The sequence below is a fragment of the Pseudaminobacter soli (ex Li et al. 2025) genome, assembly GCF_029892515.1.
In the GTDB taxonomy this organism is placed as follows: domain Bacteria; phylum Pseudomonadota; class Alphaproteobacteria; order Rhizobiales; family Rhizobiaceae; genus Pseudaminobacter; species Pseudaminobacter soli_A.
This window is the reverse complement of the sequence record NZ_JARXVF010000007.1, coordinates 172,504-192,495: the sequence shown is the minus strand read 5'-3', so window position 1 is coordinate 192,495 and position 19,992 is coordinate 172,504. Positions and strand designations below refer to the sequence as shown.

Annotated in this window: 28 protein-coding genes; 11 read left to right on the top strand and 17 right to left on the bottom strand. The window is 62.2% G+C overall.

All coding sequences use genetic code 11. The features are described from left to right. Nucleotides 1-60: 60 nt before the first annotated feature. Together msrB and M2281_RS24185 are read left to right on the top strand one after the other, a co-directional pair. Nucleotides 61-468: a peptide-methionine (R)-S-oxide reductase MsrB gene (gene msrB / locus M2281_RS24190; RefSeq protein ID WP_280823755.1), complete on the top strand. Its 408-nt coding sequence runs from the start codon at nucleotides 61-63 to the stop codon at nucleotides 466-468. Further along, entirely contained in the window at nucleotides 465-830 is a 366-nt protein-coding gene (locus M2281_RS24185; RefSeq protein WP_280823754.1) for a DUF488 domain-containing protein, read from the top strand. Before msrB ends, M2281_RS24185 begins: the two co-directional genes overlap by 4 nt. A gap of 89 nt (nucleotides 831-919) precedes the next feature. Here the strand turns inward: M2281_RS24185 and M2281_RS24180 are convergent, their stop codons facing one another. From M2281_RS24180 to M2281_RS24170, 3 genes are all read right to left on the bottom strand, one after another. After that, the gene (locus M2281_RS24180; RefSeq protein ID WP_106725170.1) at nucleotides 920-1,180 is read right to left on the bottom strand and encodes a DUF2312 domain-containing protein; all 261 of its coding nucleotides are present in this window, start codon (nucleotides 1,178-1,180) and stop codon (nucleotides 920-922) included. A 183-nt stretch (nucleotides 1,181-1,363) separates the two neighbouring features. Continuing rightward, on the bottom strand, nucleotides 1,364-1,672 hold the full coding sequence (locus M2281_RS24175) for a DUF1244 domain-containing protein (RefSeq protein ID WP_280823753.1): 309 nt from the start codon (nucleotides 1,670-1,672) through the stop codon (nucleotides 1,364-1,366). An 11-nt stretch (nucleotides 1,673-1,683) separates the two neighbouring features. After that, nucleotides 1,684-2,481 (bottom strand): N-formylglutamate amidohydrolase, encoded by a 798-nt coding sequence (locus M2281_RS24170; protein ID WP_280823752.1) that lies wholly within the window; start codon nucleotides 2,479-2,481, stop codon nucleotides 1,684-1,686. Between the two features lie 269 nt (nucleotides 2,482-2,750). On the opposite strand from M2281_RS24170, the gene M2281_RS24165 reads away from it, so the two are divergent. Continuing rightward, nucleotides 2,751-3,215, top strand: a complete 465-nt coding sequence (locus M2281_RS24165; protein WP_425537799.1) for a DUF1036 domain-containing protein — start codon at nucleotides 2,751-2,753, stop codon at nucleotides 3,213-3,215. Beyond that, a complete protein-coding gene (gene pyk, locus M2281_RS24160) occupies nucleotides 3,212-4,648 on the top strand; it encodes a pyruvate kinase (RefSeq protein WP_280823750.1) in 1,437 nt (478 codons plus the stop codon). The genes M2281_RS24165 and pyk overlap by 4 nt, the downstream gene beginning before the upstream one ends. A gap of 34 nt (nucleotides 4,649-4,682) precedes the next feature. Here pyk and M2281_RS24155 read toward each other — a convergent pair whose 3' ends face one another. Both M2281_RS24155 and ykgO read right to left on the bottom strand, forming a co-directional pair. Then, nucleotides 4,683-5,327, bottom strand: a complete 645-nt coding sequence (locus tag M2281_RS24155) for a tetratricopeptide repeat protein (protein ID WP_280823749.1) — start codon at nucleotides 5,325-5,327, stop codon at nucleotides 4,683-4,685. 110 nt (nucleotides 5,328-5,437) lie between these two features. After that, the gene (gene ykgO, locus M2281_RS24150; RefSeq protein WP_106725174.1) at nucleotides 5,438-5,563 is read right to left on the bottom strand and encodes a type B 50S ribosomal protein L36; all 126 of its coding nucleotides are present in this window, start codon (nucleotides 5,561-5,563) and stop codon (nucleotides 5,438-5,440) included. 208 nt (nucleotides 5,564-5,771) lie between these two features. Here ykgO and M2281_RS24145 point away from each other — a divergent pair, with 208 nt between their 5' ends. Continuing rightward, nucleotides 5,772-6,176 (top strand): lysozyme inhibitor LprI family protein, encoded by a 405-nt coding sequence (locus M2281_RS24145; protein ID WP_280823748.1) that lies wholly within the window; start codon nucleotides 5,772-5,774, stop codon nucleotides 6,174-6,176. A 60-nt stretch (nucleotides 6,177-6,236) separates the two neighbouring features. On the opposite strand, the gene M2281_RS24140 is transcribed toward M2281_RS24145, so the two are convergent. The 4 genes from M2281_RS24140 to M2281_RS24125 form a co-directional block, all read right to left on the bottom strand. Next, nucleotides 6,237-7,313, bottom strand: coding sequence for a 5-(carboxyamino)imidazole ribonucleotide synthase (locus M2281_RS24140; RefSeq protein WP_280823747.1), 1,077 nt, complete (start codon nucleotides 7,311-7,313; stop codon nucleotides 6,237-6,239). After that, on the bottom strand, nucleotides 7,310-7,807 hold the full coding sequence (gene purE / locus M2281_RS24135; RefSeq protein WP_280823746.1) for a 5-(carboxyamino)imidazole ribonucleotide mutase: 498 nt from the start codon (nucleotides 7,805-7,807) through the stop codon (nucleotides 7,310-7,312). Before purE ends, M2281_RS24140 begins: the two co-directional genes overlap by 4 nt. Nucleotides 7,808-7,919: 112 nt before the next feature. Next, complete coding sequence (locus tag M2281_RS24130; RefSeq protein WP_280823745.1) at nucleotides 7,920-8,846, bottom strand: alpha/beta hydrolase; 927 nt, start codon at nucleotides 8,844-8,846, stop codon at nucleotides 7,920-7,922. A 166-nt stretch (nucleotides 8,847-9,012) separates the two neighbouring features. Then, nucleotides 9,013-9,216 carry a YdcH family protein gene (locus tag M2281_RS24125; RefSeq protein ID WP_280823807.1) on the bottom strand — a complete coding sequence of 68 codons (204 nt, stop codon included), beginning with the start codon at nucleotides 9,214-9,216 and terminating at the stop codon, nucleotides 9,013-9,015. A 236-nt stretch (nucleotides 9,217-9,452) separates the two neighbouring features. Here M2281_RS24125 and M2281_RS24120 point away from each other — a divergent pair, with 236 nt between their 5' ends. Beyond that, nucleotides 9,453-9,635 carry a YdcH family protein gene (locus M2281_RS24120; RefSeq protein WP_280823744.1) on the top strand — a complete coding sequence of 61 codons (183 nt, stop codon included), beginning with the start codon at nucleotides 9,453-9,455 and terminating at the stop codon, nucleotides 9,633-9,635. A gap of 228 nt (nucleotides 9,636-9,863) precedes the next feature. Here the strand turns inward: M2281_RS24120 and M2281_RS24115 are convergent, their stop codons facing one another. Further along, nucleotides 9,864-11,108 carry an MFS transporter gene (locus tag M2281_RS24115; RefSeq protein ID WP_280823743.1) on the bottom strand — a complete coding sequence of 415 codons (1,245 nt, stop codon included), beginning with the start codon at nucleotides 11,106-11,108 and terminating at the stop codon, nucleotides 9,864-9,866. Between the two features lie 159 nt (nucleotides 11,109-11,267). Beyond that, nucleotides 11,268-11,459: a DUF1192 domain-containing protein gene (locus M2281_RS24110; protein ID WP_280823742.1), complete on the bottom strand. Its 192-nt coding sequence runs from the start codon at nucleotides 11,457-11,459 to the stop codon at nucleotides 11,268-11,270. Nucleotides 11,460-11,571: 112 nt separating this feature from the next. On the opposite strand from M2281_RS24110, the gene M2281_RS24105 reads away from it, so the two are divergent. After that, nucleotides 11,572-12,582 (top strand): NAD(P)H-quinone oxidoreductase, encoded by a 1,011-nt coding sequence (locus tag M2281_RS24105; RefSeq protein WP_280823741.1) that lies wholly within the window; start codon nucleotides 11,572-11,574, stop codon nucleotides 12,580-12,582. A gap of 13 nt (nucleotides 12,583-12,595) precedes the next feature. On the opposite strand, the gene M2281_RS24100 is transcribed toward M2281_RS24105, so the two are convergent. After that, nucleotides 12,596-12,913, bottom strand: coding sequence for a hypothetical protein (locus tag M2281_RS24100; protein WP_280823740.1), 318 nt, complete (start codon nucleotides 12,911-12,913; stop codon nucleotides 12,596-12,598). Between the two features lie 949 nt (nucleotides 12,914-13,862). Further along, entirely contained in the window at nucleotides 13,863-14,900 is a 1,038-nt protein-coding gene (locus tag M2281_RS24095) for an IS110 family transposase (protein WP_280823739.1), read from the bottom strand. Between the two features lie 208 nt (nucleotides 14,901-15,108). On the opposite strand from M2281_RS24095, the gene M2281_RS24090 reads away from it, so the two are divergent. After that, nucleotides 15,109-16,134 carry an IS110 family transposase gene (locus M2281_RS24090; RefSeq protein ID WP_280823738.1) on the top strand — a complete coding sequence of 342 codons (1,026 nt, stop codon included), beginning with the start codon at nucleotides 15,109-15,111 and terminating at the stop codon, nucleotides 16,132-16,134. A gap of 457 nt (nucleotides 16,135-16,591) precedes the next feature. Here M2281_RS24090 and M2281_RS24085 read toward each other — a convergent pair whose 3' ends face one another. Genes M2281_RS24085 through M2281_RS24075 form a run of 3 tightly spaced genes read right to left on the bottom strand, consistent with a single transcriptional unit; the run spans nucleotide 16,592 to nucleotide 17,754 of the window. Next, nucleotides 16,592-17,209, bottom strand: coding sequence for a hypothetical protein (locus tag M2281_RS24085; RefSeq protein WP_280823737.1), 618 nt, complete (start codon nucleotides 17,207-17,209; stop codon nucleotides 16,592-16,594). Between the two features lie 35 nt (nucleotides 17,210-17,244). Next, on the bottom strand, nucleotides 17,245-17,526 hold the full coding sequence (locus M2281_RS24080) for a hypothetical protein (RefSeq protein ID WP_280823736.1): 282 nt from the start codon (nucleotides 17,524-17,526) through the stop codon (nucleotides 17,245-17,247). 45 nt (nucleotides 17,527-17,571) lie between these two features. Beyond that, a complete protein-coding gene (locus M2281_RS24075) occupies nucleotides 17,572-17,754 on the bottom strand; it encodes a hypothetical protein (RefSeq protein WP_280823735.1) in 183 nt (60 codons plus the stop codon). Between the two features lie 132 nt (nucleotides 17,755-17,886). Between M2281_RS24075 and M2281_RS24070 the strand changes: the two genes are divergently transcribed. The 3 genes from M2281_RS24070 to M2281_RS24060 are packed head-to-tail and all read left to right on the top strand — an operon-like array spanning nucleotide 17,887 to nucleotide 18,889. After that, on the top strand, nucleotides 17,887-18,210 hold the full coding sequence (locus M2281_RS24070; RefSeq protein ID WP_280823734.1) for an ArsR/SmtB family transcription factor: 324 nt from the start codon (nucleotides 17,887-17,889) through the stop codon (nucleotides 18,208-18,210). Further along, a complete protein-coding gene (locus M2281_RS24065; protein ID WP_280823733.1) occupies nucleotides 18,207-18,617 on the top strand; it encodes an SRPBCC family protein in 411 nt (136 codons plus the stop codon). Before M2281_RS24070 ends, M2281_RS24065 begins: the two co-directional genes overlap by 4 nt. A gap of 44 nt (nucleotides 18,618-18,661) precedes the next feature. Next, nucleotides 18,662-18,889, top strand: a complete 228-nt coding sequence (locus M2281_RS24060; protein ID WP_280823732.1) for a hypothetical protein — start codon at nucleotides 18,662-18,664, stop codon at nucleotides 18,887-18,889. Between the two features lie 76 nt (nucleotides 18,890-18,965). On the opposite strand, the gene M2281_RS24055 is transcribed toward M2281_RS24060, so the two are convergent. Beyond that, a complete protein-coding gene (locus tag M2281_RS24055) occupies nucleotides 18,966-19,829 on the bottom strand; it encodes an aminoglycoside phosphotransferase family protein (RefSeq protein ID WP_280823731.1) in 864 nt (287 codons plus the stop codon). Nucleotides 19,830-19,992: the final 163 nt, after the last annotated feature.

Genomic DNA, 19,992 nt, shown 5'->3' with positions numbered 1-19,992 from the left:
GCCCTGTTTTGCCCACGCGTTCAGGCCTACATATGGCCGACGAGAAGTAGGGAGAGCATCATGGACGAACATCGCTATCCGGTGACCCGCACCGACGCGGAATGGCGGGCGCTTCTGACGCCGGAGCAATATGCCGTCATGCGCGGGCACGGCACCGAGCGGCCCGGCAGCTGCGCCCTGCTTTATGAAAAGCGGGCCGGCACCTTCACCTGCGCCGGCTGCGACCAGCCCCTGTTCGAATCCAAGCTGAAATTCGAAAGCGGCACCGGCTGGCCGAGCTTCAACGACCCGGTCGAGGGTTCGGTGGAAACCACGGCCGACCGCACCTATGGCATGACGCGCACCGAAGTTCACTGCTCGCGTTGCGGCAGCCATCTCGGCCATGTCTTCGAGGATGGCCCGCCGCCGACCGGCCTTCGCTACTGCATCAATGGCGTGGCGCTGAACTTCCATCCCGCCGGGGAATGAACACGAACATTCCGGCAGACAGGGTGCGGCTCAAGCGAGCCTATGAGGCCCCGTCTGCCGAGGATGGCACACGTATCCTTGTCGACCGGCTGTGGCCGCGCGGCGTGCGCAAGGCGGACGCCGCGATCGCCGACTGGATGAAGGACATCGCGCCCAGTACCGAGCTGCGCAAATGGTTCGGCCACGATCCTGAAAAGTGGGAAGAGTTTCGCCGGCGCTACCGTGCCGAGTTGGCTCAGCATGGCCCCGATCTCGATCGGCTGCGCGAGATGGCGCAGGCTGGCGTGCTGACGCTGGTCTATGCCGCCCATGACGAAACCCACAACGATGCCGTGGTGCTGCGCGACGTGCTGCTTGGCTGAGGGCTAAAAACAAAAGCCTGGGGCGAGGTGATGGAAGTCATCTCGCCCCAGGCTCACAGTTCTATTTCGCTTCTGACGGGCCGTCGGCCTCAGGCCATGCCGAGCGCGGCCAGATAGAGGTCGAGGATCGCTTCCTCTTCCTGGCGCTCGGCCTGGTCCTTCTTGCGCAGGCGGATGATGGTGCGAACGGCCTTGGTGTCGAAGCCGGTGCCCTTCATTTCGGCATAGACGTCCTTGATATCGTCAGAGATCGTCTTCTTCTCTTCCTCGAGGCGTTCGACGCGCTCGATGAAGGCGCGCAGCTGGCCCGCGGCAACGGTCTGGCTGGTTTCGGTGATCTCGTCGGCCATTCTTTTGCTCCGGATGAAAAAGCCGCGACTCGGCGCGGCGGATGGGTTGCCGTTCGATGCCTTAGCCGACCCGAGGGGTCAAGGGCGGAATGGCAACAGAGTTGGCCGGAAATGCCGGGTTCTCACACTCAAAGCGAATGTGGCTGTGCCTCAACTGGATGAAGGCGCTGACAAAAAGCCGATTCAGTGGTCCTTCGGGCGGTTCGCCTCGAACTGAGCCTTTTTGGCATCCGAAGCTTCGGTCTGGTGCTTCGCCTGCCATTCGGCATAGGGCATGCCGTAGATGATCTCGCGCGACTCATCCTTGGTCAGGGCAACGCCGGTTTCCTCGGCGGCCTCGCGATACCAGTTGGACAGGCAGTTGCGGCAGAAGCCGGCGAGGTTCATCAGGTCGATGTTCTGCACGTCGGTTCGTTCGCGCAGGTGCTGCACCAGCCGGCGGAAGGCGGCGGCCTCGAAATCGCGTTGCTGTTCCTTGCTAAATTCCGCCATCTCGGCCTCCATCACAGCGGGCCCGTGCGCGAGCCGAATTGTCTGACTTCATGTATATCGGGGCGCGAATTGACCGCGTCAACGATGGGGGCGAGGTAGTTTGCCCACTCCTCGGCCGTGGCCTCTTCGGCGATCAGGTCCTGGCGGATCTCGATCAGCGCATGGGCATAGCCTTTGACGATGGCGTGCCGGAACATGGTGTCGCCACGCAGCGCTCCGTCATAGGGTTCGTTGTCGCCGATGATCAGCGTCTTGTCCTGCGCGATGCCCTCCATCAGCGGACGCACGGCGCGGTCGTCCTTGTCCCATAGCATGCCGACATGCCAGGGGCGGGGGTGACTGTTCCAGACCGGTGTAAAGGAGTGGAGCGAGAGAATGAACGGCGCCCGGCCGCTTTCGCGCGCCACCGAGGCCACCATGGCGCCTACGGCGTCATGATAGGGGCGGTAGTATTTCTCCAGCCGCTTTTCTCGCTCTTCTTCGGCCATCGGGTAGTTCCCAGGAACCACCGTGCCGTCATAGAGTTGGCGAATGAGGGTGGGGTCGTCCTCGCCGCGATTGGGGTCGATGAGAAGGCGCGAGAAATTGGCAAGCACCGCAGGCACATCGAGCAATGCCGCAAGCTTTCGCGTCACGTGCTCGACGCCGATGTCATAGGCGATGTGGCGTTGGAATTCGCTGGCCGGCAGGCCGAGGTCGTCATATTCGTCCGGCAGGTCGCGCTTGGCATGGTCGCTGACGAGCACGATACCTCGCTTGCGGTCTCCCTCGATGATTTCGAAGGGGGCAAATACTGCGGCTCGCGTCATGGACTTGCAAACTTCCCGTCTGCCGGTGTTGATGAGGATAGGTTCGTCATTTCATGAAGTTAGGTCGTGCGCAATGCCGTCGTTTGGTCAATGTTCTGGCGGAAATGGTGCCGAAGGCGGGGGAAGCCGCCGCATAGCCGCATCTAAATCGATTGGATTGGGCATTGGAGCGCGTTGACATGCGCCCGGACTTTGCCGAAAAGGAGCACCTGATAATGCCGATGCGAAGCAAGAGGGGTTCGAGAATGAGGTTTGCGGGGGCGCTTTTCATGCGTTCTGCGTGGGCCACAGTGCTTTTCCTTCTCGTCGTTCCTGTATTCTTCGTCGCCACTTCCAGCGCTGCGCGCGCCGACTTCAGGGTCTGCAACGCCACGCAAAATCTGGTCGGCGTCGGCATCGGCTACCGCGCCAAGACCGGCTGGGTCACCGAAGGTTGGTGGCACATTGAAGCCTCGACCTGCAAAACCCTGATCGAAGGGCCTTTGTCATCGCGCTTTTACTATCTTTATGCAGAAGACTCCGAGCGCGGCGGGCGCTGGGACGGTCCGATCAACATGTGCGTTGCCGATAAGGAGTTCAAGATCGCCGGCGTGACCGATTGTGTCGCCCGCGGGTTCCAACGCGCAGGCTTCAAGGAATATGATACGGGCGAACAGGCCAGCTGGATGGTCCAGTTGACTGATGAGCCCGCAACAGACGGCACTGCTGCCGTCACGGGAACGAATTCTCCATGAGACGCAGCCGAAAGGTAAAGATCCTCGCAACGCTCGGTCCGGCTTCCTCGTCCGAGGACATGATCAAGAAGCTTTTCGAGGCGGGGGCCGACGCCTTTCGCATCAATATGAGCCATACGGACCATCCGCTGATGCGTGAGTTGGTCCGTCGCATCCGTTCGGTGGAGACCCAGCTCGGCAGGCCCATCGGCATCCTGGCCGACCTTCAGGGACCGAAGCTGCGCGTTGGCAAGTTCACCAATAGCAAGGAAGCGCTGGAGATCGGCCAGACCTTCACGCTCGACGACAACCCCGAGCTCGGCAACAGCAAACGCGTTTACCTGCCGCATCCCGAGATCCTGAGTTCGGTGCAGCCCGGCCACCGTCTGCTCATCGACGACGGCAAGCTGGAGCTGAAGGCCGTGGCCTGCGACGGCAAGTCGATCGTCTGCACCGTGGTTGCCGGCAACAAGATTTCCGACCGCAAGGGCGTCAGCCTGCCCGATACCGACCTTCCGGTGGGCGCGCTGACCGAGAAGGACCGTGCTGATCTCGACGCGGTGCTGGCCGAAGGCGTGGACTGGGTCGCGCTGTCCTTCATCCAGCGTCCCGAGGATCTGGCCGAGGCACGCAAGATCGCGCGCGGGCGTGCGCTGCTCCTGTCGAAGATCGAGAAGCCGCAGGCCGTGGCCCGCCTGGCTGAGATCATCGAGCTTTCCGACGCGCTCATGGTGGCGCGTGGCGACCTCGGCGTTGAAATGCCGCTTGAGGCGGTGCCGGGCATCCAGAAGCAGATCACGCGTGCGGCGCGCCGCGCCGGCAAGCCGGTGGTGATCGCAACCCAGATGCTGGAATCGATGATTTCCGCTCCGGTGCCGACGCGCGCCGAGGTTTCGGACGTGGCGACCGCCGTGTTCGAGGGAGCAGACGCGGTCATGCTCTCGGCCGAATCGGCGGCCGGCGAATATCCGGTCGAGGCGGTGGCGACGATGAACCGGATCGCCATCCAGATCGAGCAGGATCAGAACTTTGCCGGCATCATCAATGCCCAGCGCTCCGAGCCGGAGGCGACCGGCGCCGATGCCATTTCGCTGGCATCGCGGCAGATCGCCGAGACGCTGAAGCTGTCGGCAATCGTCACCTACACCTCCTCTGGCACGACCGGCCTGCGCGCGGCGCGCGAGCGGCCGCAGGTACCGATCATCGCGCTGTCCCCGGTGGTGCAGACCGCCCGCCGGCTGTCGCTGGTCTGGGGCACGCATTGCGTGGTCACAGAGGACGCGACCGATCTGGACGATATGGTCGATCGCGCCTGCCGCATCGCCTATGAGGAAGGCTTCGGCCGCCCGGGCGACCGCGTCATCGTTACGGCCGGCGTGCCGCTGGGCACCCCCGGCGCCACCAACATGCTGCGCATCGCCTATGTCGGCGCAGAGGGACGCGGGGGCGCATAGCCCTCGCGTATACGGCCGGTTCTCTAGTAGGGGTTCAGATGGCCTCGCCGGCCAGATCTTCCGACAGGGCCGTGACCCTGCTCTGCGCGTTGCGCATCATCGGGTAGACGTCGAGCACCTTCTGCCAGGCTTCCAGTGCCAGCTGCTTGCGGCCGCGCATCTCCATGATCACCGCCAGGCCGGCCATCGCGCCGAAATGGCGCGGTTCGAGAACCAGCGTGTGCTCGATGTCGGCCATCGACTTGGCGTAGCTCTGCATCAGGAAATGCACGGTGGCGCGGCGGTTCCAGCCTTCGGCATATTCGGGCGCAAGGGTGACGATCTGGTCGAGGAAGTCGAGCGCGACGTCGAACTTATGTTCGGCCATCGCCTTTTGCGCCCATCCCATCATCAGGTCGACGGAGGCGCTGCCCGAATGATCCCAGCGACTCTGGATGCGGCCGGCGATGCGCGCGGCCGCCTTCTCGTTGCGCTCGCGCTTGAGGTCGGCAAACAGCGAATCGAGCGTTACCGGAGCGCGGGGAACTGCCTGATCCTTCGGCGTGGTGGGAAACGCCGGATCGGTCGATGGCGGTGGCGCGAGCGGATCGCCCCGTTCGGGTAGCTTGGATTGTGCGGAGGCCGACATCGTGCCGGCGGCCATCATCAATCCAAGTAAAAAAGCAAAAACGCTCCTCATGCCAAAGAAACTATTCCTCGGCATGGGAACGTCAAATTGAATTTCGCGTGAAAGGAATCGGCATAATGCCGACTCCGGCCGGATAGCGCGAAATCGTCCGGCCCGATTACTCAGCCCTGGCGAGCCTTGTAACGCGGAGCGGTCTTGTTGATGAGGTAAACGCGACCCTTGCGGCGAACCAGCTGGGTGTCGCGATGACGACCCTTGAGGGCCTTGAGCGAATTCTTGATCTTCATTGGTCTGATCCGTCGAACTGGGCCCGTCGCCAGGCCGAACTGAAAGACGCGCCCGAGAGCGCGTCCAAACTTGTGGGTGGCTCATAGACGAGGAGTCTCCATCCTGTCAACCACCGGCAGTGCGCGGGCACGCAATTGGAGGCGTTGCGGCTAAGCTTTTTAGCGCGTTAGTCTCGCAATTTCCCATGGCAATGAAGGGAGATTGTCCATGCGCTTTGCGGTCGGCCTGCTTTGCCTGGCTGCGCTCCTGGCGGCGAGGCCGGCGCTGGCTCAGGAGTGTAGCGATTCTTCCAATCAGTCCCAGCTGAACGAATGCGCCGACCGGGCGCTGATAAAGACCAAGGCAGCCTTAAAAGTCGCCTATGACGAGATCATGGACCGGCTCAAGGACGACCCGAAAGGCAGGGAAAGGCTGGCGGCCGCGCAGAAGGCCTGGGACGCCTATAGCGATGCCGAATGCGATTTTTCGACCGGCGACACGGTCAATGGCAGCATCCATCGCATGCTGGTCCTGCAATGCCACGATGAGCTCGGCAAGCAGCGCCTGGAAAAGCTCAAGGCCTATCTCCAATGCGAAGAGGGCGACCTGGCCTGCCCGGTGCCGGCAAACTGAGTCGGATCATGGCGTTGCGCTTCTGCGACGCGAGGCGATTACGCCTTGCCGCAAAATGCTTCAGCGCCGCAGCCTTGTGAAATGGCCCATCTTGCGGCCGGGGCGGGCTTCCGCCTTGCCGTAGAGATGCAGCATCACGTCAGGCTCGCCGGCGAGGTCGTCGACTCGGCTCACCTCGTCGCCGATCAGGTTTTCCATGATGCAGTCGGAGTGCCGGTTGGTGGTGCCGAGCGGCAGGCCGACAATGGCGCGAACATGCTGCTCGAATTGCGAGATGGTGCAGGCGGCTTCCGTCCAATGGCCGGAATTGTGGACGCGCGGGGCGATCTCATTGACCAGCAGCGAGCCATCGGGAAGCACGAAGAATTCGACGCCGATGACGCCGACATAGTCGAGCGCATCGAGGATGGCGAAGGCGGCCCCCTTGGCCGCGGTTGCAGCCTCCGGCGTGATGTTGGCCGGCACGGTGGAGCTGTGCAGGATGCCGTGGCGATGGACGTTTTCGGCCGGGTCATAGGCCGACAGGGCGCCGTTGCGGTCGCGCGCGGCGATGATCGAGACTTCCCGATCGAAGGTCACGAAGGCTTCGAGGATCAGGGGCACGCTGCCCATGGCCGTGAAGGTGCCGCCGGTCTCGTGCAGGGGCACGTTGCGGAAAACGCGCTGGCCCTTGCCGTCATAGCCGAGGCGACGGGTCTTGAGCACGCCGGCGCCGTGGAAGTCGCGCAGGGCGACATGCAGGTCCTGGTCGTTGTCGACGGCGCGGAAATCCGCGGTCGGGATGCCGATGCCGTTCAAGAAGGTCTTTTCGGTCAGCCGGTCCTGCGAAACGTCGAGCGCGCGGGCGGGCGGCAGCACGGCAATGGTGGCGGCAAGCGTTTCGGCGGCCTGCACCGGCACATTCTCGAATTCGTAGGTGACCACGTCGCACTTGCCGGCAAGCTCGCGCAGGGCGACCGGGTCGTCATAGGCGGCAACGATCTGGTCGTTGGCAACTTGCGCCGCGGGACAGCCTGCCTGCGGTTCCAGGACCACCGTGCGGTAGCCGAGCTGCGCTGCGGCCATCGCCAGCATGCGGCCGAGCTGGCCGCCGCCGATGATGCCGATGGTGGAGCCGGCGGGCAGCGGAGCGGTCATTCTTCGTCCTTTGGGTGTTCGGCGACCTTGGCGGTCTGTTCGGCGCGCCAGGCGTCCAGCCGGGAGGCCAGCGCGTCATCGCCCAGCGCAAGCACGGCTGCGGCGAGCAGGGCGGCGTTGACCGCGCCCGCCTTGCCGATGGCGAGCGTGCCGACCGGGATGCCGGCCGGCATCTGCACGATCGACAGCAGCGAATCCTGGCCCGAAAGCGCCTTCGATTCCACCGGCACGCCGAACACCGGCAGCGGCGTCAGCGCTGCCGTCATGCCCGGCAGGTGGGCGGCGCCACCGGCACCGGCGATGATGATCTTGAAGCCTTCGGCCTTGGCGTTGCGGGCGAAGTCGTAGAGCCGCTCCGGCGTGCGGTGGGCCGAGACGATGCGGCTTTCGTAGGAAATGCCGAGCGCCTCAAGCGTGTCGGCGGCGTGGTGCATGGTTGCCCAGTCGGACTGGCTGCCCATGATGATGGCGACGTCGGCGCGCTCTTGTCCCAATGTCCGGCCTCCGGTTGTCGAGTTGGCCTGCTGGCGATCAGCGTGTCGCGGAATTAGCGAAATGCCGCCGATCCCGCAAGCGCTTCGCGCCGGAAAGCGTGCCACGCGGCCTTCAATTGTGGTTTGCGTCGGCCAGGACGAACTCTGCAATGGCGTCGATGACCCCGGGTGCAAGCGGCAGGTTCGGGTCGGCATAGGTGGCGATATTGGCAGTGCGGTCGTCCGTCGTCACCTGCTTGAGCACATGGTTGACGTCGGGCAGCATCTCGAGCCTGGCTTTCGAATTGGCTGCCGCGAGGCGACGCGCGTCTTCTTCGCTGACCTGTATGTCGCGCTGGCCCTGAAGGATCAGCACGGGCTTTTTGACTTTTGCCAGCAGCTGCGCCGGGTCGTAGGAAAAGCTGTTCATGAGGAAGCGCTGCACGCTGGGATGAAACAGCGGCAGCAGGGCTGGATTGAGTTTTGAGGCGTCCACCGGCTTGCCGGCTTCCAGTTCAGCGATTGCGGCCAAGGCCTGGTCGAGGATGGGCGCGTTGGCCGGATTGGCGCGGAGCTGTTCGCGCAGGATCTCGCCAAGCGGTCGACCTGCGGCGGCGACGAGCAGCAGGCCGCAAATGTCGGTTTCATCCCTTGCTGCCGCAGCAAGCGCGACCAATCCGCCCTCGCTGTGGCCAAGCACCCAGACGCAGTCGCTGCCCGTTTTCTGCCGGATAGCCGCAATCCAGGCGCGGACGTCGTCGGCATAGTCGCCGATCGTCACATTGTTCGCGTCGCTTATGGCTGCCGCGCTGCCGAACATGCCCCGCTTGTCGATGCGGACCGAGGAAATGCCGCGCTGACCCAGGCCCTCGGCGAGTAGCCTGTAGCTGGATCCCTTGACGCCCAGCCGGTTGTTGCCGTCGCGGTCAGTCGGCCCCGAGCCGGGAATGATGAGGACGACTGGCGCATTCGCGGTTGCAGCCACATGCAGCGTGCCCTTGAGCGGCCCTTGCGGGCCGGGAGCCTCGATGCCGGTTTCGACCGGATCAGCAGAAGCCATGGATGTTACTCCGGCAATGCAGGCAAAAGCTGCAAGCGCCGCGCGCGCAGCCAGCCTTCCGAGCATATGCGCGCAAACGTCGCCTGCTGCCACGCCTTGCGATCCTCCGGATCTTTTGGCGGTCGAGGGAACTGATTCGCGGGAGACCAAGCGCTCCCTCCCGTCTTCAGGCGATGATGTCGGGAATCATCTTGTCTTCCAGCTCCGAGAGCTTGTCCTTCAGCATGAGCTTTTTCTTCTTCATGCGCTGGATTTGCAGCGGGTCGCAGGACGTCGCGATCATCGCGTTGATGGCCGCGTCGAAATCGGCGTGTTCCTGCTTCAGCTTTGCAAACTCAAGACGAATCTCGGTCTGATCCTGGTCTGACATGTCCACCGTCTGCAGAAATTTCAACGCCCTGAGCGCACTATGGCGGGGTGGAAGCGCAGCGCCCACCAACGCATCGTTCATAACACATTTCAAACTTTCAGGAAATGCTACCACGCCGCATTCGACATGCAAGCAATCTGGTGGCAGACTGTCATCGTACTGTCACAGGGCAAGACCTGCGGTGGACGTCCCTGGGGCGTGTACGATTGTGGAATCCATGAAAGGGAGCACCAATCATGTCTCTTGCCAACCATCTCGAAGAGTTGCAGCGGAAGCACGGCGATATTGATCGCGAACTCGACCTGGCCATGAATCATCCGTCAGTCGACGATCTGGAAATCGCCAGTCTCAAGCGACGCAAGTTGGCAATCAAGGACGAGATTGAAAAACTGAAGGCATCCGCAAACACAACCCACTGAAGCACCAATTCATACGGCGCATAAGCGGATGCGCTGCAAGTAGCCGGCGGCAGCGTGGCTTGCCGCCGGAGCAGAGCGTGAGACTGCTTTTCCAAACCGCGGACAGTTCCCGGTAACCTCTGCCCAATCGAACAAATCAGCAATTTCTGCAGGCGTTGGTCGCGCTTGATGCCCGGCATGTCAGCCCGCGAGGGCTGGCAGTCCCCTCGCCAATGCTCGAAAAATACCTCAGCCTTCCTGCTCGGCCGGTGTGCGCGGATCGAGCCGCAGCGCTTCGGGCGTGACGCCGCGTTCGGACGGCAGCGAATTGAAGGCCTCGCGCGCTTCCACCGGCACTGGGGCGCGGCGGCTGATGCGCAGCAGTGTGTAGCCGGCCAGCGCGAAATGGGCGAGTGCGGTCGCCAAAAACAGGCCTTCCGGGCTCAGCCCCATCAGTGTGGCGCCAACGACCGGGCCGATCATGGTGCCGAAGCCGTAGAGCAGGAGCAGGCCGCCCGAGAGCTTTACGAATTCCTCCGGCCGGGCGTGGTCGTTGGCATGCGCCACGGCCAGCGAATAGAGCGTGTATGCAAGCGCGCCATAGGCCGCGGTCATGACGATGACCCAGACGCCGCTGGTCGGGGCGATGAAATAGATCAGCACGCCCACCAAAGCCGCGCCGAACGCGGCGGCAGCCAGCACGAAGCGGCGGTCGGTCTTGTCTGAAATGCGGCCCATCGGCATCTGCATGGCAGCGCCCGCCACGACGACAAGGCTCATCATCAGCGCGATCTCGGCGGTGGAGATGCCGATGCGCGCGCCATAGACCGCGCCAAGCGTGCCCCAGGCGCCGTTGGCGACGCCGATTAGCAGGCAGGCGAAGAAGGACACCGGCGAATTGGCGTAGAGGCCCTTGAGGTCCAGCGAGACGTCCTGCAGCGGCTTGGGATGCGCCGCGGTGGAGACCGCCGTGGGGATGAGCGACAGGCAAAACAGGATGCCGGTGACCATGAAGAGCGAGGCGTTGCGCACGTCGCCCGCCGCAACCAACATCTGCCCGGCCATGATGGAGCCATAGGTCACCATCATGTACATGCCGAAGACGGTGCCGCGGTTCTCATTGGTGGCGCGCTCGTTGAGCCAGCTTTCGATGACCATGAAGGCGCCGGCCATGACGAAGCCAGTGAAGGCGCGCAGCACGATCCAGACGAACGCGTCGATCCACAGCCCGGTCAGAAGCGCCACGATGGCCGCCGAAGCCGCGAAGGTGCCGAAGGCGCGCACATGCCCCGCCCGCCGCACCAGGCGCGGCGCAAAATAGCAGCCGGCAACGAAGCCACCCGCCCAGGCCGTGCCCATGAGACCCAGCGAGGCCGTGGAAAAACCTTCCTCCTGGCCACGCAATGGAAGCAGCAGGCCGTGCAGGCCGGAAGCGGCCAGCAGGAAGGCGGTGCCGCGCAGGAGCGAAAGGATCGGCTTGTAGGCTGCAAGCATGCGTCAGTCCGGCGAATCGGAGTTGTTTCAAAAACGCTGCCTGAAACATACCTGCTTTTCGGCTTTTCAGCGGCGCAAGCGCGACATCATTTGCCGTTGGAGCTGGAAACACGAAGCATGGTCTTGCCCGAAAAGTCTGCAACTTTTCAGGACCATGCTCTAGCGCCGAAACAGCGCCTCGGCCGCGTTCTTGGTGGCGTCCTTGGACTTCAACTCCGCCTCCAGCCTGCCGATCTCGGCCTTGAGCTCGTCGATGCGCTGCCGGAGCTCGGCCACCGACATGAGCGAGAGGTCCTGCCCGACCACATAGGCGGTCGGCTTTTTCTTGGGTTCGTCGTCGAACAGCGCCATCGTCATTTCTCCCGGCTTGTCCGTTTGCCTGTTTGGGCGACAGACTACATAAGAGCATGGCAAGGATGCAAATGCCGAGGCGCGCGGCGCGCCCGAGAGGAAGGAAGCGACCATGACCAGCCCAGCGGCAATCCCCGAGAAGATGACGGCGGTGGCGATTTCTTCGCCGGGCGGCCCGATGGTGCTGAAGCCCGAGCGCCGCGACGTGCCGACGCCCGAAGCCGGCGAGATCCTGATCGAGGTCAAGGCCGCCGGCGTCAACCGGCCCGACGTGTTCCAGCGCCAGGGTGCCTATCCGCCGCCGCCCGGCGCCTCCGATCTGCCCGGGCTCGAGGTGGCCGGCATCGTCGCCGCGCTGGGCGAGGGCGCCACGCGCTGGCGCGTGGGCGACAAGGTCTGCGCGCTGACCCCGGGCGGCGGCTATGCCGAATACGCCACGGTACATGAGAGCAACGCGCTGCCCATCCCGTCGGGCTTCACCTTCACCGAGGCCGCCGCGCTTCCCGAGACCTTCTTCACCGTGTGGCACAATGTGTTCGAGCGCGGGGGCCTGAAAAGCGGCGAGACGTTTCTGGTCCATGGCGGCTCGTCGGGCATCGGCACAACGGCGATCCAGCTCGCCAGCGCTTTTGGCGCCCGCGTGCTCACCACCGCCGGCAGCGCCGACAAATGCGGGGCTTGCGAAAAGCTGGGAGCCGACCGCGCCATCAACTACCGCACCGAGGATTTTGTCGCGGTGGTGAAGGAGGTGACGGAGGGCAAGGGCGCCAATGTCATCCTCGACATGGTGGGCGGCGACTATGTCGCGCGCAACTACACTGCCGCGGCGATCGAAGGCCGCATCGTGCAGATCGCCACGCTTGGCGGGGCGGTGGGCACTACCGACTTTTCCAAGCTGATGATGAAGCGGCTGGTGCACACCGGCTCGACGCTGAGGCCCCGCACGGTCGAGGTGAAGGCAGGCATTGCCGCCGCACTGGAGGCGCAGGTTTGGCCGCTGCTGGCTGCGCGCCGCGTCGCCCCGGTCATGGACATGATCTTTCCGCTGCGCGAAGCCTGGCGCGCGCATGAGCGCATGGAAGAGGGCGACCACATCGGCAAGATCGTGCTCGACGTGGCATAGGGTTTTTCGCCCCTCACTTCACGCCCTCGGCCAGGCGCTGAGCGAAGACCAGCATGCCGGCCATCATCTTGATGGTGGTCTCCTCCGGCAGCGGCACGTCGCAGCCGAGCTCCTTGCTGGCGCCGAGCGCCGAGCAGCAGCGCTTCTGGTTGCGGCATTCGCGCCGCTTGCAGCGCAGATGCGCGCCCTGCAGCGTGGCGGCGATGCTGCCGGCGAGCGCGATGGCGTCGGACAGGACGCGCGGCGCCGGCTTGCCGTCAATCATGATGGTGGAGCAGGGCTCGGCCGCCTTGCTCGCGGCGCGGTTTTGCCGGGTGGGCAACTCGTCCATCGAATTTTCCTCCTGTTCGAAAGGCCGGTTGGGGGAGTCAAAAAATCCGGACGCGAGGGGGCGTTACCGCGCCTCGAAAACGAAGCCGGATCATGGGAACGTGGACGCATGGCATCGCGCCTCTAAGGGTATTGGTTGACGCTAGCCATGCGTCCACCCGACGCTCTTGCCCCGCTCAGTCGCCTCCACATTCGCGTGGCCAGCCGCCGCAAAGGCCCGGACTTGGGGATTCATCATCCAGCAGCGCTACCGTTACGCCACCAGCCCGGACGCCGTCGCCCTCCACGCTCATCCGGTTCATGACCCGTGTTCCCGCGAGGGCGATGCCGAGGATTATCTTTCAGGCGGAAAGGTGGGGGATGAAACTATTTCTTGTGTTTGCGTCTCTAGCGCGATGAAGAAAAGTAATGAAATGATTTCAGTCTGTTATGGCAGTGGTGCGAGTAACAATGCGACGGTCTGCGGATTTTTTGTCCCCCACGAAGTCCCAAATGGGATGAGAGCGACCGCAAGTCCTGAAGACGCACTCTGCGCGCTCCTGCCGTCAAGGCGCGGCAGGCGCGCGCGAGGCTGACAGCGGCAGAATGACCTTTGGCAATTGCGCCAATTTCCAGTTTTCGGCAACGTCTGGGAATTGTGGGTTTCGGACAGTCCTCTGTGGATGGCTCCCGCATTGCAAGAGGTAATTCGGCGTTTTGGCGCATTGGTCGGGTGCAGTCTTCTGTCCGGCCTGTTGATGCAGCCATTCGAGACTGCTGGCCCTGATGGGGTCGGCGAACAAGGTCCCAATCTGCTTGTCAGGCTATGATGCCTCGGACTGTCGGTGGGTTGTCCCTGTTTCCGGCCCGACCGGTCTCGCCATCACGTCACGTCGCTCTCACAACCTCATGGAGCCGATTGATCGGCTCGATCTGTTTTCTGCGGTCGAGGTCTCAGCTTCTTCCTAACCTTACCCCGCTAGCGTCGGGATATGGCGGGATTGATAAGTCTCCCCGCGAGCCATGATCGCCCAGACGACACGGGCCATCTTGTTCGCCATGGCGACACTGGCCACGCGCACAGGTTTCCTGGCGAGCAGCGCGACAAGCCGAGGGTCCGCGGTCTCCGGTTTGTATCGCGCCCGGCGGATCAACGATGTCGCCCCGACCACCAGCAGCTTTCGCAGATATCGGTCGCCCATCTTGGTGATGCGACCAAGCCGGTCCTTACCGCCGCTTGAGTTTTGTGACGGTGTCAGGCCGAGCCAGGCGGCAAACTCTCGCCCCGAGCGGAACTGTCCCGGATCGGCAACAGATGCTGCCAATGCCGTGGCGCCGACCGGGCCGATGCCGGGGATCGTCGACAAACGTCGTGCGACGTCATCGGCGCGTTGCAGCGCACCGATCGAACGGTCGATCGCTTGGAGCCTGCCATGCGTGTCGAGCACCTGCGCGCACAGGAGATCGAGAATCTGTATCGCCATTGCCGGGACGTCAGGCGCCGCTTCCTTCGCGGCGATCTGGCGCGCCAGCCCAAGCGCCCGCTCCAAGCCTTCCGGAATGTCGATGCCGAACTCGGCCAACAGGCCACGGATCATGTTCACGAGCTGCGTGCGCTGCTTGACCAGAAGATTGCGCGTGCGGTGAAGCGACAGGGCCGCCTGTTGCTCGGCCGACTTCATCGCCACGAAGCGCATGGTCGGGCGCGTCACCGCTTCGCAGATCGCTTCCGCGTCCACCGCATCGTTCTTGCCGCGCTTCACATAGGGTTTGACGTAGGCTGGCGGCATCATTCGAACTTCGTGCCCAAGCATGGTCAGTTCGCGCGCCCAATGATGGGACGTTCCGCAGGCTTCCATGCCGATCAGGCAGGACGGCAACGCGGTGAAGAACGGCAGAACTTGCGATCGCCGCAGTGCCTTGCGCACGACAACGCTACCGGACGCGTCGACGGCATGAACCTGAAAAGTGCGCTTGGCCAGATCAAGGCCCACGGTGGTAACATTCATGGCGGATGGCTCCTTTGCTCGGGTTGCCTGACAGCATACCCACTGTGGCACTCAGATGCCGGGAGCGGGAGCCATCCACATGGGGTAATCGCGGGAGCGATCACCCCGAAGCTGTCCTGACAATGGAAGGTGGTGGCTGTTCCCCGATAGGATGGAAATACGGGCTCACGACTGGACGCCGGGCCCAGGCATCTAAGGGAGAACAGCCATGGCAGAATATATCGGTCTCGACGTGTCGATGAAAGAGACGGCAGTTTCGATCCGCCGTGACGGCAAACGGATCTGGCGGGGGAAGTGCGCATCTGATCCGACCATCATTGCCGAGCTTGTCCGCAAGCAGGCGCCGGCGGTGAGACGCGTGGTGTTCGAGACCGGCCCTCTGTCGGTGTGGTTCTATCATGCGCTATGCGCGGAAGGAGTGCCGGCCATCTGCATCGATGCCCGACATGCCAAAGCTGCGCTCGATATGGCACCGAACAAAACGGACGCGAATGACGCCGATGGCTTGGCGCATCTGGCGGAAGTCGGGTTCTTTCGCGAGGTGCGTGTAAAAGGCATGGACAGCATGTTGGCCCGAACGCTCGTGGCGGCACGCACCCGGCTGGTCCGGATCACCACCGAGCTTTCCAACCAGATTCGTGGAATTATGAAAACGTTTGGACTGGTTGTTCCGGCCGGAAAGGGAACCATCTTCGAGAATAACGTCCGGCGCCTTCTTGCCGATCACGAAGGGCTTGCAGCCATCGTGCTGCCGATGCTGGAAGCCTGGCGCGGCATTCGCACTCGTGCCGCCGAGCTTGGGCGTCAGCTCGTCGCAGATGCGCGGCAGAGCCAGGCATGCCGCATACTCATGTCGATCCCCGGTATCGGCGCCATCACCGCAACCTCCTTCGCCACTGCCATTGAAGATCCGAGCAACTTCAAGAAGTCCCGCTCTGTTGGCGCCTGGATCGGACTGACGACGCGCCGCTACCAATCCGGAGAGGTCGATTATGACGGACATATATCCCGACGCGGTGACCGCCATTTGCGAGGGCTTCTGTATGAAGCGGCGTCAGTTATTCTGACGCGCAGCTCAGCCGAGAGCACCCTGCGCACATGGGGGCTCCAGCTCCGGGAAAGGATTGGCTTCAAAAGAGCTGCCGTGGCCATGGCGCGCAAACTGGCGGTGATAATGCATACGATGCTTAGGACCGGCGAGCTCTTCGATCCGAAAGCAGGAGCCACAATGTAAATTCGAATAGCGTTCAGCATCTGAACGCCTGAGGCGTCCCTGCCGGGACGCGAGCCGAGCCATTCCGCTGATGGGGTTGCACCGCTGCCCAGCGAAGTGCGTCATCCACATTGAAGGCTCGTCCCGCGAAGCTCCATCATGCGGCGACCAATGTCGACCGCGAAGACAACCATGCACCCGGCAGCGTCGTCTCAACATAATACATGCTTGACGCCCCAACTGCGATTAGACAACCTCATCTGCTTTTGGATCAGAAACCGAAGAAGCGATCATCTGTCTGATTGCGCATTGGGGGGCGAAGAGACTTAACGTCGCCTAAGATCGGGGATCAATATCAAAGCTACAATTTTCCCAAAGTGCCCGAGCGTACTTGGCCTGAAGCCTTCGGTTCTCGGCTAGGTCGAAATTGGTCCCGCTGACCCACAGGTAAAGCGTCTCGATCGCGTCGGTAGTGTACTTAAGCAATTTGCGTTCGTCGCCGTACTTCATTGGCGCGACCTGCCCCCCTCTTTTCCGCAAACGTCTCGTCGAGCGCATGCGCCAGGAAGCGATCGCGCATGTTCTTGACAGACACAAGAGTCGTTGAGGCAGCGGTTTCTGGGATCTCTTTTCGCATCCTCGACAGTTCTACTCTGGCCTTGGTTGCTTCCTTGTCGCCCTGGCGCCGGTTAGAATCTTCTATGATTGTCTGCATTGTCTGCGCATCGACAGGGTTCTCTGCATCTTCGTAGACTCGCGCACCGCGCCGATACCAATGCCCACTTACGTCGCCGGCTAAGGCGTCAACAACGTCATCATCATCGATAAGGGCGTGCACCGTGGGGATGCTGTTATGGGCGAGGCTGGCATCCGGCTTGTCCCAAAGGGCACAGAGCTGGACGATCTCGTAGTCGTGCATGGCGCGCTGAAAAGAATTGAAGGCGTGGCCTGCGCTCGATGCTGGAATCTGCCCGGCCAACAACGGCGAATACACAATCAGAGCATTCTGCTCTGAGATCAACAAAAGGGCGCTGATCCGGTCAACGACATTCTTGATCTTAACTCGGGCGAGATCGACCCGCGTTTTCGTATCCATGACGGCGATTGCGGCAACTGTGTTGCGAGGTCCGCTCAAATCGACACCCGCATAACTCGCTCAATGCGATATCTCTTCTCGAACTCCCGGAGCACCATTTCGAGCGTTGCTTCAAAAGCACCCTGATCGAACATCATCGATTTATTGGCCTCATGGAGATACCGCCAGTCGATGAAGGCATCTTTATGCTGATACAGAATGTGACGGATGCTGTAGTCGATGTAGAGACCGTTGGGATGGTAGGGAGCCACTGATCTCTTGAACTCCGCGTCAAGTTTCTCCTGGCTTTCGGGCTTTAGGTCGTCAAACAGCTTCATCAGGTCGTGCGATTTGGCAGTTTTGGGATCGTCGTAGTCGAATACTCACCACGCCTTGAGTGCCAACTCCATCGAAAGTGCCAGGAGCATCGGCTCAACACCGATATGTTCGCGTTCGCTCCGGTCTTCACGCTCTCCGAAACCTTTGGTTGGAAGGCTCTGAGTCTTTCGTAAAATCGCCTTTGCGGCTTCGCCGATCCAGATGGCTGTCGATAGACGAGCACTCATTAGAGACCCCTAGCTAATACGTACCGACTTTGTGGTCTGACTTGGTGATCAAATCGAGCAAAATTCTCAATTGACTCACTGATAGCTCGCCGGTTATTGATTTGATCAATAGCCATGGAGTTATGCGTTTTGATGCCGTGCAGTTACGACATGCTCTTCAAGACCCTCGGGGATCCGACCCGACGGGCGATCTTCGAGCGGTTATGCCGCGAAGGTGAGCAGACGGTCGGTGCCATGACCGCCCAAGCCGGCATCTCGCAGCCGGCCGTCTCGAAGCATCTTGGCGTCCTGAAAAAGGCCGGTCTGGTGCTGGATCGCCACCACGGCCGCCAGACGCATTACAGCGCGCGGCCCGGCGCTCTCGCCCCGCTGACCGATTGGGCCGAGCAAATGACCGGCTTCTGGCAGAGCCGGTTTGATACCCTCGAAGACTTGCTGAAAAGGATGGATCAATGAACGAAGCCGTGACCGAAACGCTCTCCGTCGTCGTCGAGCGCGAGATTGCCTATCCGCCGGAGAAAATCTGGCGTGCGCTCACCCAGCCCCATTTGATCGAGGAGTGGCTGATGAAGAACGATTTTGCGCCGGTAGTGGGCCACCGTTTTGATCTCCGCGCTGACTGGGGCTCGGTTAGCTGCGAGGTGCTGCAAGTCGAGCCAGGCAAGACCTTGTCCTACACATGGCGAGCCGCAGGGCTCGACAGTATCGTCACCTGGACCCTCACGCCTTCGGACACCGGGACCCAGTTGCGTATGGAGCAGACGGGTTTCCGGCCGGATCAGCAGCAGGCCTATCACGGCGCGAAGGCCGGGTGGCCGCGGTTCCTTGAAAATCTGGAGCAGATATTGGCACGGATCGACTGAAATCCGTCGGGCCGATTGAGAGCTTCGTCGCAAAGGAGGTTCTATTGAGTTGGAATGCGTGGATTCGGCAAAGCCATCGCTGGCTGTCGATTGCTTTTACGGCGACTGTTATCGCCAATTTCCTCGTACGGGCATTTGGTGAGCCTCCCGCTTGGGTGACCTACTCGCCGCTGCCGCCGCTGTTCTTGCTGCTGTTCAGCGGCCTGTACATGTTCGCGCTTCCCTATGCCGCCGGACGGCGCAGCGTGCGACGCGTCACCGGGCAGGGGTGAACACTAGGAACAAAAGGAATCGGCCGCGGTTGGACCGCGGCCGAACGGCTATTCTATCAGCGCTTTCACGTCGGAGTTAGCCGGCTCTCGGCCAGATGATGTCTCCGAGATCGAACAGCCCCGCCGCCCGATCTTCCCAACCGTCGATGTCGACCTTGCGCAGATCGCTTTCCGCATGGAGCAGCGTCAATGTCAGGAGGCGACGCCTCATCGCGTCGTCACACTCGCCATCGACCGCGCCGTATCCCCTCAGAAGCGACTGGGTGCGGCCGTGCGAACCCGCACACATGAACGCGGTGGGGGCAAGAAGATCGTATTCTCCCCAACCCGTCATGACATCCCCGAAATCAATGACGCCTGCGAGTTTCCATATGCCGCGATCTTCCGAAAGCAGGATGTTCTGGGGAATCCAGTCTCCTGTGAGTATGACCGGTGGTGCGTCGAGCGGAATGACTGACGGTGCATCCGCAAGCAGCAGGCGGAGATCGGACAGAAAGCCCGGTGACATCCCCAACTGTCGGTGACGCTCGAAGCAGTTGTTGATCTGCCCATCGATGAAGTCCCGCCAGGACGGTTTGCCTGTACCCAGCTCTCCCGGCGAAAGTGCCTGCATGCTGGAGATGGCACCTCCTATCTGCTCAAGGACACGCTTCTTCTCCTCCTCCGCCAGCAGCGGCCAGGCTATCGAACCTACGATGCCGTCAAGCTTGGTGATGACAAGCCAGCCCCAACCGTTGCGCTCGCCCTCTGCCTCGATTGAAGGGATGGGCACGTCCATTTTTCCCGCAAGGTACCGAAGCGCATTGCGCTCGCTGATGAACTGCGTCCGATAAATCGGCGGAAAGAGTTTTAGTATCAGCCGGTCGTCGAGCGATGACGAGGTTCGTGCTGTTCCCGAATTGCGAGAGGCTGCCGGGGGCGATGCCTGCTTCGCGCGCAATGTCGTTCACGAGCGGCAACCACTGATCTGGACGGGACCGCCACCTCTCGAAGTCGGTCTCATTGGCGATTTCCGGCAGTTCGACCATCCAGATTGCTTGCTCCATGTTCGGGTATCTCGCGACCCTTCTTCGGACCATCATCGCCGCCCTGGGCGCGACCCC